This window comes from Pseudomonas sp. SIMBA_067, assembly GCF_046534675.1.
In the GTDB taxonomy this organism is placed as follows: Bacteria; Pseudomonadota; Gammaproteobacteria; order Pseudomonadales; family Pseudomonadaceae; genus Aquipseudomonas; species Aquipseudomonas putida.
Genome location: NZ_JAWRYH010000676.1, coordinates 1 through 261 on the forward strand (window position 1 = coordinate 1; position 261 = coordinate 261).

General features: G+C 46.4%; 1 protein-coding gene. It reads left to right on the plus strand.

Annotated features, from left to right (window positions below; all coding sequences use genetic code 11):
• Positions 1–261: fimbria/pilus outer membrane usher protein (locus SB765_RS30835; RefSeq protein WP_410932648.1), on the plus strand; the 261-nt coding region annotated here is incomplete at both ends.

A 261-nucleotide genomic window follows, 5' to 3' on the forward strand; every position in this document is an offset into this window, starting at 1 on the left:
CATTTTCACAGCTACGCCAACTATCTGGATCACAAATACAACGACAGCGATGCGCAGGACGAAAAACAGACGATCAGCTTATCTGTGGGCCAACCGATTACCCCACTAAACCTCAATCTTTACGCCAACCTGCTACATCAAACCTGGTGGAATGCAGACGCCTCCACGACCGCCAACATCACGGCAGGTTTTAATGTTGATATTGGTGACTGGAGAGATATCTCTATTTCGACGTCATTCAATACAACCCATTACGAAGAT